At 39.7% G+C, this 10,297-nt stretch carries 9 protein-coding genes; all 9 read left to right on the top strand.

From position 1 onward, the window contains the following. Window positions 1-17 precede the first annotated feature (17 nt). The 9 genes from ftsH to mmdA all read left to right on the top strand — a co-directional run bounded on the left by ftsH (window position 18) and on the right by mmdA (window position 10,229). Window positions 18-1,856 carry an ATP-dependent zinc metalloprotease FtsH gene (gene ftsH / locus HNQ80_RS22630; protein WP_184312977.1) on the top strand — a complete coding sequence of 613 codons (1,839 nt, stop codon included), beginning with the start codon at window positions 18-20 and terminating at the stop codon, window positions 1,854-1,856. Window positions 1,857-1,920: 64 nt separating this feature from the next. Beyond that, the gene (locus tag HNQ80_RS22635) at window positions 1,921-2,319 is read left to right on the top strand and encodes a thioesterase family protein (protein ID WP_184312979.1); all 399 of its coding nucleotides are present in this window, start codon (window positions 1,921-1,923) and stop codon (window positions 2,317-2,319) included. 352 nt (window positions 2,320-2,671) lie between these two features. Continuing rightward, complete coding sequence (locus HNQ80_RS22640) at window positions 2,672-3,010, top strand: DUF3870 domain-containing protein (RefSeq protein ID WP_184312981.1); 339 nt, start codon at window positions 2,672-2,674, stop codon at window positions 3,008-3,010. A 241-nt stretch (window positions 3,011-3,251) separates the two neighbouring features. After that, window positions 3,252-4,751, top strand: coding sequence for an acetyl-CoA hydrolase/transferase family protein (locus tag HNQ80_RS22645; RefSeq protein ID WP_184312983.1), 1,500 nt, complete (start codon window positions 3,252-3,254; stop codon window positions 4,749-4,751). Between the two features lie 236 nt (window positions 4,752-4,987). Next, a complete protein-coding gene (locus tag HNQ80_RS22650) occupies window positions 4,988-6,664 on the top strand; it encodes an acyl-CoA mutase large subunit family protein (protein WP_184312985.1) in 1,677 nt (558 codons plus the stop codon). Window positions 6,665-6,734: 70 nt separating this feature from the next. Beyond that, window positions 6,735-7,133: a cobalamin B12-binding domain-containing protein gene (locus tag HNQ80_RS22655; RefSeq protein WP_184312987.1), complete on the top strand. Its 399-nt coding sequence runs from the start codon at window positions 6,735-6,737 to the stop codon at window positions 7,131-7,133. 81 nt (window positions 7,134-7,214) lie between these two features. Then, complete coding sequence (meaB, locus tag HNQ80_RS22660; protein WP_184312989.1) at window positions 7,215-8,141, top strand: methylmalonyl Co-A mutase-associated GTPase MeaB; 927 nt, start codon at window positions 7,215-7,217, stop codon at window positions 8,139-8,141. An 82-nt stretch (window positions 8,142-8,223) separates the two neighbouring features. After that, a complete protein-coding gene (gene mce / locus HNQ80_RS22665; RefSeq protein WP_184312991.1) occupies window positions 8,224-8,628 on the top strand; it encodes a methylmalonyl-CoA epimerase in 405 nt (134 codons plus the stop codon). Window positions 8,629-8,681: 53 nt separating this feature from the next. Further along, on the top strand, window positions 8,682-10,229 hold the full coding sequence (gene mmdA / locus HNQ80_RS22670; RefSeq protein WP_184312993.1) for a methylmalonyl-CoA decarboxylase subunit alpha: 1,548 nt from the start codon (window positions 8,682-8,684) through the stop codon (window positions 10,227-10,229). Window positions 10,230-10,297: the final 68 nt, after the last annotated feature.

A 10,297-nucleotide genomic window follows, 5' to 3' on the forward strand; every position in this document is an offset into this window, starting at 1 on the left:
CGAAAGGAGGGCTTTTGTTGAAGAAATTTTTTAGGGGAGCTAGTTTCTACATACTAATATTCATTGCTATCGTCGCGGTCGTACATTTTTTAGGAACTCCCGCACCTGAGAAAGCATCGCTGAATTTTTCAGACTTTGTGCGAGCATTACAACAACAGAATGTTGCAGAAATGACAATCGTGGAAAACACGGTTATGGGAAAGTTAAAATCTGATCCTCAGAAAGAGTTTGAGACATACATTCCACCGGTTGTGATGTCCCAAGCCCTATTGGACAAATATATCTTGCCTCAAATTGAAGATGGTACATTAAAGAAGGTTGAAGGGCAACCACCAGCAAAAACGCCATGGTTTTTCGATATTTTGCCTTCAATTTTCATGATATTGATCTTCGTCGTCCTATGGTTTGTTTTCATGCAGCAGTCCCAGGGTGGTGGCAGCCGTGTCATGTCCTTTGGGAAGAGCAGAGCAAAGCTTCATAAGGAAGATGAACGTAAAAAGGTAACCTTTGGAGATGTGGCAGGCTTAGATGAAGAGAAGGAAGAATTACAAGAGATTGTAGATTTCTTAAAAAATCCTAGAAAGTATATAGAATTAGGAGCAAGAATTCCAAAAGGAATCTTGATGGTTGGACCTCCTGGTACGGGTAAAACCTATCTTTCCAGGGCAGTTGCCGGAGAAGCAGGGGTACCATTCTTTAGTATTAGTGGATCTGACTTTGTTGAAATGTTCGTGGGTGTCGGTGCGTCCCGTGTCCGTGATCTCTTTGAGCAAGCAAAGAAGAATTCTCCTTGTATTGTGTTTATTGATGAAATAGATGCCGTTGGACGAAAAAGAGGCGCAGGCTTAGGTGGCGGTCATGATGAAAGAGAGCAGACCTTGAACCAGCTTCTTGTGGAAATGGATGGCTTCGGTGTAAATGAAGGGATCATTATTATTGCGGCAACCAATAGACCTGATATATTAGATCCTGCATTGCTTCGACCTGGGCGTTTTGACCGCCAGGTTGTAGTAGGTGTGCCTGATGTAAAAGGCAGAGAAGAAATTCTAAAGGTTCACGCGAGAAATAAACCTTTGGCAGAAGATGTGGATCTTCAGATTCTTGCTAGAAGAACACCAGGATTTACTCCAGCAGATATAGAGAATCTTATGAATGAAGCGGCGTTATTAACAGCGAGGAAGAATAAGAAAAGAATTGACATGGCAACCATAGAGGAGGCCATCACGAAAGTAATTGCAGGACCTGAGAAAAGAAGCAGAGTGATTAGTGAAAATGAACGAAAGCTCACGGCATATCATGAAGCGGGCCATGCGGTGGTTGCAAAAATGCTTCCAAATACGGATCCAGTCCATCAAGTAACGATTATTCCAAGAGGAAGAGCTGGTGGATTCACCATGATCTTGCCAAAAGAAGATAGATATTATAGAACGAAGACAGACATGCAGGAAAGTATCATTCATCTTTTGGGCGGTAGGGTTGCAGAAAAGCTTGTACTGGATGATATCAGTACAGGTGCCAGCAACGATTTGGAAAGAGCAACAAGCATCGCTAGGGCAATGGTGACAAAGTACGGTATGAGCGATAATTTAGGACCAGTAAATTATAGTTCTGAAGATGAGGTTTTCTTAGGCAGAGATTTTTCAACAAAGAGAAATTATTCTGAGGAGGTTGCTTCGGAGATCGACAAAGAAGTAAGAAGCATCATTGACGAAGCTTATGTAACTTGTGATAGAATATTAACAGAAAATATGGATAAACTTCATATCGTTGCGAATAAACTGTTGGAAGTTGAAACATTAAATGCAGATGAATTTGAAAAATTGTTTGCTGATCAAGATAACAACAAAGAAGAGTAAAAACAAACCCCCTTTGTTTGCAAACAGAGGGGGTTTAAATAATTTATATTGGAGGCAATATAAAATGGAATTCAATTTAGAAGTGGGAATGAAAGCAGTGATTGAATATGTTGTAGGTGAAAAAGATACAGCGGTGCACTATGGCAGTGGAGGTGTTTTGGTATATGCTACACCTGCTATGATTGGATTGATGGAGAATGCATCCTTAAAAGCCGTAGATCCCCATCTGCCTATGGGCTTCGCCACGGTGGGAACCCATTTAGATGTAAAGCACATGGCAGCCACCCCTGTAGGGATGAAAGTAAGGGCAGAAGCAGAGTTGATAGAAGTAGATGGAAAGAAGCTAAAGTTTCGGATTGATGCTTATGATGAAAAAGATAAAATAGGGGAAGGATTCCATAGTCGCTACATCATTCATGTAGATAAATTTATTCAGGCTGCGGAGGCCAAGGGAAATAAATAAAGGAAGAAATTTCCCGGGAAATATCGAAAAAAGATGAAACGTGGAATAAGCAGCGACTTATTAAGCTTTCTATTAGAGCGGTTGGTTCCACTAGGAATGTTAAAATAGCGTTAAAAAAATTAACGAAAATGAAATAAAGTACTTCACAATCCCTTCAGAACGTGATAAAATTTTGTTAAAGATATGACAAGCTATAAGTAAACTTCTCAGCAATATATAAATAGAAATTATCAACCATCTCTAGGGAATTGTAGAAATTGTAAAATCTATACAAGTTTTTTTAAAAAAACTTTATGTTTATGCAGGAATTTGTAGAAAGATGTAGAATCTCTAAATATGAAGAGGTGGTTGTATGCCAACAAAAAAAATATTCATCAGCGGTTATGCAAAGCTGCCAAAAGGGATCACTGCAACGGAGATGTATAGTGTGATTGCAGTTGGGCTTTTGGTAAATGCAAATAGCGGTGAAATTATAGATGCAGACTGTACCTTAGTGACTTCTGTAGCAAAAAATTTCTTTAGGAATTGTGTAATAGGGGAAAACCTTAACCAAGTAGAAGCAATTGAGAAAATGTTTATAGATGGTTATTTTGGGTCTGCAAGAAAAGCGATTATTTCTGCCATGCGAACTTGTGCAGATAAATACAGACAAGTGATTGTTGAAGGAAAACCAGAGGTAGATCAAGAATAAATGTAAATAACTCCATCATATGAAGCCCCGTTATCTGCGTTGATAAAATACCCTTTTATCAGTCAAAAGTAGGTAAAATAAGGCTAGGTATGCCGCTAAGAATCACGAAATGATTCAGTGGTATATCTAGCTTTTTATATTTGCATAATAAAAACACATAGGCAATTATAAATAGCGATGCTATGCGTTGTTGCCCTAAGCAACACTGGTAATACAATTATTTTAAAGGAGGATTCATGGGATGTTAGAAAACAGAATCAGAAGAGAAGATCTCAAAGGAAAAGTAGTTTCTGCCGAAGAGGCTGCAATGCTGATCAAAGATGGTATGACTGTTGCTACCAGCGGTTTTACGCCATCTGGTTACCCAAAGGCAGTGCCATTGGCATTGGCAAAGAGAGCAGAAGCAGGGGATAAAGTAGGTATTACCCTTTTAACAGGAGCCTCCGTAGGCGATGAATTGGATGGGGCTTTATCTAGAGCAGGTGTTATTAAAAGAAGATTCCCATATCAAACCCACAATGATACAAGAAACGGCATCAATGCTGGTAGCATTGCATATCAAGATATGCATTTAAGTCATTTACCACAGTACATGAGTTATGGATTCTTTGGAAAAATCGATGTAGCCATTGTTGAGGCATTAGCAATCACAGAAGATGGTGGAATTATTCCAACGACATCCGTAGGTATTTCTCCGACAGCGTTAAAGTTAGCAGACAAGGTAATCATAGAAATCAATACAAGTCAACCAATGCAATTAGAAGGAATGCATGATATCTATATTCCTGAGAATCCACCTTTTAGAAAACCGATACCAATTGAGCATTCAGGTCATCGTGTAGGTACAACCTATATGCCATGTGACCCATCTAAAATTGCTGCGATTGTTGTTACAGATATGCCAGATAAAGTAAGACCTTTAGGACCTATCGATGAAGATTCAAAAGCAATTTCAAACCATATTATCGAATTCTTGGAGCACGAAGTGAAGATGGGCAGATTACCTAAGAACTTGTTACCGTTACAATCTGGTGTAGGATCTGTAGCAAATGCAGTACTTGGTGGTTTGGTAACAGGACCGTTTACTGATTTGACATGCTATACAGAGGTTATTCAGGATTCTATGTTAGACTTGATTGATGCTGGTAAAGTAACAGTAGCATCCGGTACAGCGATTACACCATCTTCCGAAGGGCAAGTAAAGCTTTATCAAAATATCGATAAGTATGCAAAACACATTCTTTTAAGACCTCAAGAAATCAGTAACAACCCAGAGGTTGCTAGAAGAATCGGCGTACTATCCATGAATACCGCCATTGAAATAGATATGTATGGACATGTAAATTCAACAAACATCATGGGATCAAGAATGATGAATGGTCTAGGCGGTTCTGGAGACTATACAAGAAATGCATATATCTCTTTCTACACAACTGTATCTGTGGCGAAGGATGGCGATATTTCTTCCATCGTGCCAATGGTATCCCATGTGGATCATACAGAACATGACGTGATGGTGGTTGTAACAGAGCAAGGTCTTGCGGATTTAAGAGGAACATCACCAACAGAAAGAGCAAGACTGATCATCGACAAGTGTGCTCACCCTGACTATAGACCAATGTTAAATGACTATTTTGAAAGAGCCATGAGCGGTAAGTTAAAGCATGAGCCACATCTAATCGGAGAGGCATTGTCATGGCATCAAAGATTCTTAGATACTGGTTCAATGAAGGTTAAATAATTCTGACAATTGAATGTCGTGAAGAAAAACTGGTATCGATGAAGGAATTTTGAAGGATACTATAGAAGTGATGATATGAGATAGGGGGATCATTTCGCATCCCCTGAATCTATGTCAATATATAGTTTTAAAAGTATTATTTCTCCAGTAAATAGATAAAAATCAACATCGTAATTAGATGAATGGATAAAATAATACTAATTTTTAAAAAGATAGATGTGTAAGGAGGAAAAAAAATGTTTGAAAAAGAAAAATTAGATCAGATCAAAGAGAGTTTAGACACCTACAATGCAAAAGTAGAAAAGTCATTAGCGAAAAATCCAGAAAGAAAGCCAGCTTTTGAAAGTGGTTCTGGTGCACCTGTAAACAGGTTGTATACGCCGCTGGATATCGCAGACTTTGATTACACAACAGATTTAGGAATGCCAGGCAGCTACCCATATACAAGAGGGGTACAAACAAACATGTACAGAGGTAGATTCTGGACAATGAGAATGTATGCTGGCTTTGCTACAGCTGAAGAATCAAATAAGCGTTATAAATATCTAATTGAGCAAGGTTCTATGGGGCTTTCTGTAGCATTTGACCTTCCAACACAAATTGGATATGACTCTGATCACCCATTATCAGAAGGTGAAGTTGGTAAAGTTGGAGTTGCAATTGACTCCTTAGCAGATATGGAAATTCTTTTTGGAGGCATTCCATTAGACAAGGTTTCTACATCTATGACAATCAATGCACCTGCGTCTGTATTATTGGCAATGTATATTGCTGTTGCAGAGAAGCAAGGCGTTACACCTGATCAATTAAGAGGAACAATCCAAAATGATATCTTAAAAGAATACATCGCTCGTGGAACATATATCTTCCCAACAGAGCCATCCATGAGATTAATCACAAATATATTTGAATACTGTTCAAAAGAAGTTCCACAATGGAATACAATTTCTATTTCTGGATACCACATCAGAGAAGCTGGTTCAACTGCTGCTCAAGAAGTTGGATTCACATTGGCTGATGGTATCGCATATGTTGAAGCTGCAATCAAAGCAGGACTTGATGTAGATACATTTGCTCCAAGATTGTCATTCTTCTTCAACGCTCACAACGATATCTTAGAAGAAGTTGCGAAGTTCAGAGCTGCAAGAAGACTTTGGGCAAGAATCATGAAGGAAAGATTTGGCGCAAAAGATGCGAAGTCTATGGCACTTAAGTTCCATACGCAAACTGGTGGTTCTACATTAACTGCACAACAGCCAGAAAACAATATTGTTCGTGTTGCAATCCAAACATTGGCAGCAGTATTAGGTGGAACACAATCTTTACACACAAACTCTAAGGACGAGGCACTAGCTCTTCCAACAGAAGATTCTGTAAGAGTTGCATTAAGAACACAACAAATCGTAGCATACGAAAGTGGTGCTGCAGATACAGTTGACCCACTAGCTGGATCATATTTTATCGAAGCAAAAACAAGAGAGATCGAAGAAGGCGCAATGGAATACATCAAGAAGATTGATGAGATCGGTGGCGCACCAAAGGCAATCGATAACGGATATATCCAACAAGAGATCATGGATGCAGCTTATAACTATCAAAAAGATATTGAAGCTGGAAAGAGAATTATTGTTGGTATGAACAAGTTCCAAATCAAAGAAGAAGCACCAAAGGGATTATTAAGAGTTGACCCATCTGTAGGTGAACTTCAAAAGCAAAAACTTGTTGACTTAAGAGCGAAGAGAGACAACAACTTAGTACAACAAAAACTTGAAGCTTTAAGAACAGCTTGCCAAGGCGATGCAAACTTAATGCCATTCATCTTAGATGCAGTAAGAGCTTACGGTACACTGGGAGAAATCTGTGGTGTGATGAGAGAAGTATTTGGTGAGTACCAACAATCAGTAAAACTGTAGTTTACTGGCAATACCTTGCAGTGAAAAGATAAATATAAGGAAAATAGATTTATTGAAGGAGGAAAATTTCATGGATAGACCAATTAGAGTATTAGTTGCAAAGCCAGGCCTTGATGGTCATGATAGAGGAGCGAAGGTTATCGCCAGAGCTTTAAGAGACGCTGGTATGGAGGTAATCTATACTGGATTAAGACAAACTCCTGAGCAAATCGTAAGTGCTACGATTCAGGAAGACGTTGATGTAGTGGCAATGAGTATCCTATCAGGTGCTCATAACACATTGCTTCCTAAGGTAGTAGAATTACTAAAGGTAGAGAACGTTGATGATGTGTTAGTAATCGGCGGTGGCGTTATTCCAGATGATGACATTCCTTTCTTAAAAGAAAAAGGAATCGCAGAAATATTTACACCAGGTACACCAACATCTGTTACAATTGACTATATTAGAGCAAACATTAAGAGAAAATAGGCAAAATCAAAATAACAGACGCAGGCTCTCCGCCTGCAGTCTGTTATCATCATGAAAAGCCAAAAATAGGTGGTGCAATGGATGGATTTAGCTGAAAGATTGTTACAAGGTGATAAAAGGGCAGTTGCAAGGCTGATCTCCATGGCAGAGAATCATGATCCAGAGGCTGTCGAAATATTGAAAGACCTGTTTAGCAAAACAGGAAAGGCTCATGTAATTGGGATCACAGGTCCTCCTGGCGCAGGAAAAAGTACTTTGACAGATAAATTGGCAAAGGCTATCCGAAAGGAAGGCAAAACAGTTGGGATTATCGCTGTAGACCCTACAAGCCCCTTTACAGGGGGATCCATATTAGGTGATAGAGTAAGAATGAATGATCTAAGTATGGACCCTGGTGTATTTATTAGAAGTATGGGTACCCGTGGACATCTGGGAGGGCTTTCCAAAGCTACGCAAGCTGCGGTAAAAATCTTAGATATCTATGGTGTAGACTATATTTTTATTGAAACAGTTGGCGTAGGACAGTCGGAAGTAGATATTGCCAAAAATGCTGATACAACACTGATGGTAATGGTTCCTGGATTGGGCGATGATATTCAAGCCATCAAAGCTGGAATTATGGAGATTGGGGATGTATTTGCAGTTAACAAAGCAGATCGTGACGGTGCAAAGCGAACAGCCACTGAAATCGAGATGATGCTGGACTTCAATCACTCTGACTGGAGGCCGCCGGTGCAAATGGTTATAGCTGTTGACAACAATGGTATTGACGAGCTATTAGGACACTTAAAGGACCATAAAAAGCATATGGAGGGCACTGGAAAGTTACAGCAGAGGAGAACACTAAACAGCAGACTTGAAATTATAGATCTTGTTCAAGAAAAGTTGATGCGTATGATCTTAGATAAGTCTAAGAAGGAAGAAATGATCAATCAACTGGCAGCGGATGTTGCTGTTAGAAAGACAGATCCATATACTGCATCAGAAGCCATTCTAAAAGAAATTTAAACAGGCATACTAGGGCGGGAGGCAACTGACCTATGCAGTAGACCGATGAAGATGCCCTAAAATAGATAAAGGAGGAATAAAGATGAAAGTATTAAAAGTAGATCATATTGGTGTTGCAGTAAAGAGCTTAGATGAGACATTGAAGTTTTATCAGGATATGCTTGGCTTAGAGCTTCATGGTACTGAAGTTGTTGATGAGCAAAAGGTAAAGGTTGCGTTTTTACCTGTTGGAGATACAGAAGTTGAGTTATTAGAGTCAACTGATCCAGAAGGACCGATCGCAAAGTTTATCGAAAAGAAGGGCGAAGGCATCCAGCACATCGCATTCAGAGTACCAAACATCGAAGAAGCTATCGCTGAATTGATGGGTAAAGGTGTAAAAATGATTGATGAGAAGCCAAGATACGGAGCAGGCGGTGCGAAGATTGCTTTCTGTCATCCAAAGAGCACAAACGGCGTACTTGTTGAACTAAGCGAGAGAGAGTAGTAATCAGGCTGCCAATTTTGGCAGCCCAACATTAGTGTAGGAGGTTAGTAAACATGGCAATCAACAGATTAGAAGATTTGCGTAAGCGTAGAGAAAAAATTGCGCTTGGCGGCGGTCAAAAAAGAATTGACAAGCAGCATCAGTCAGGTAAATTAACAGCTAGAGAAAGAATGAACCTGCTATTTGATGAAGGTACATTCGTTGAGTTAGATGCTTTCGTAACCCACCGTTGTGTAAACTTCGGTATGGAGAAAGTAGAATCTCCAGGCGAAGGTGTTGTAACAGGATACGGTATGGTTGACGGAAGATTGGTTTATGCTTATGCCCAAGACTTTACAGTAGTTGGTGGTTCTCTTGGAGAAATGCATGCAGCGAAAATCTGTAAAGTACAAGATAATGCATTGAAAGTTGGCGCTCCTGTAGTAGGCTTAAATGACTCTGGTGGTGCAAGAATCCAAGAAGCAGTAGATGCATTGGCTGGATACGGAAAGATTTTCTACAGAAATACAATTGCATCTGGTGTAATTCCACAGATCTCTGCCATCATGGGACCTTGTGCCGGTGGTGCTGTGTATTCTCCAGCAATCACAGACTTTATCTACATGGTTGAGAAGACAAGCCAGATGTTCATCACTGGACCACAGGTAATCAAGACAGTAACAGGTGAAGAAGTAACGGCTGAGGATCTTGGTGGTGCAATGACCCATAATACAACCAGTGGGGTAGCTCACTTCGTAGCGTCAAATGATGAAGATTGTATTGCACAGATTAGAAGACTATTAAGCTTCTTACCATCAAACAACATGGAGACAGCTCCATTCTACGAGACAGAAGATGACATCAACAGATTAATTCCAGAATTAGATGATATCCTACCAGACAATGCAAACAAGCCTTACGATATGTTTGATGTGATTTCTAAGATTGTAGATGACGGCGATTACTATGAATATCAGCCATACTTTGCAAAGAATATCATCACTTGTTTTGCAAGAATCAACGGACAATCTGTTGGTATCATTGCAAACCAACCAAAGTTCCTTGCAGGCTGCTTAGATATCAATGCATCGGATAAGTCCTCAAGATTCATCAGAACTTGTGATGCGTATAACATTCCATTATTAAATATCGTTGACGTACCTGGATTCTTACCAGGAACAAACCAAGAATATGGTGGAATCATTCGACATGGTGCGAAGATGCTTTATGCTTACAGTGAAGCAACAGTGCCAAAGGTAACATTAATCGTAAGAAAAGCTTATGGTGGATCTTACTTAGCAATGTGTTCTAAAGATTTAGGCGCAGATATCGTTCTTGCTTGGCCACAAGCTGAAATCGCAGTTATGGGACCACAAGGTGCAGCAAACATTATCTTCAAGGATGAAATCGCAAAAGCTGCAGATCCAGTAGCAGAAAGAGCTAAGAAAGTTGCTGAGTACACGGACGAATTTGCCACACCATACAAGGCTGCTGAAAGAGGATTCGTTGATGATGTAATCGAACCAAATGCAACAAGACCTAGACTTGTAGATGCGTTTAACATGCTTGCATCAAAGAGAGAGAACAGACCAGCCAAGAAGCACGGAAATATTCCGCTATAAGATAGAAGACAGACACCACTGAAGTCCAAGAAAAAGAGGTGATATCATTGTTCGGTGAAACGATAAGT

Source organism: Anaerosolibacter carboniphilus, assembly GCF_014205875.1.
Lineage (GTDB): Bacteria > Bacillota > Clostridia > Peptostreptococcales > Thermotaleaceae > Anaerosolibacter > Anaerosolibacter carboniphilus.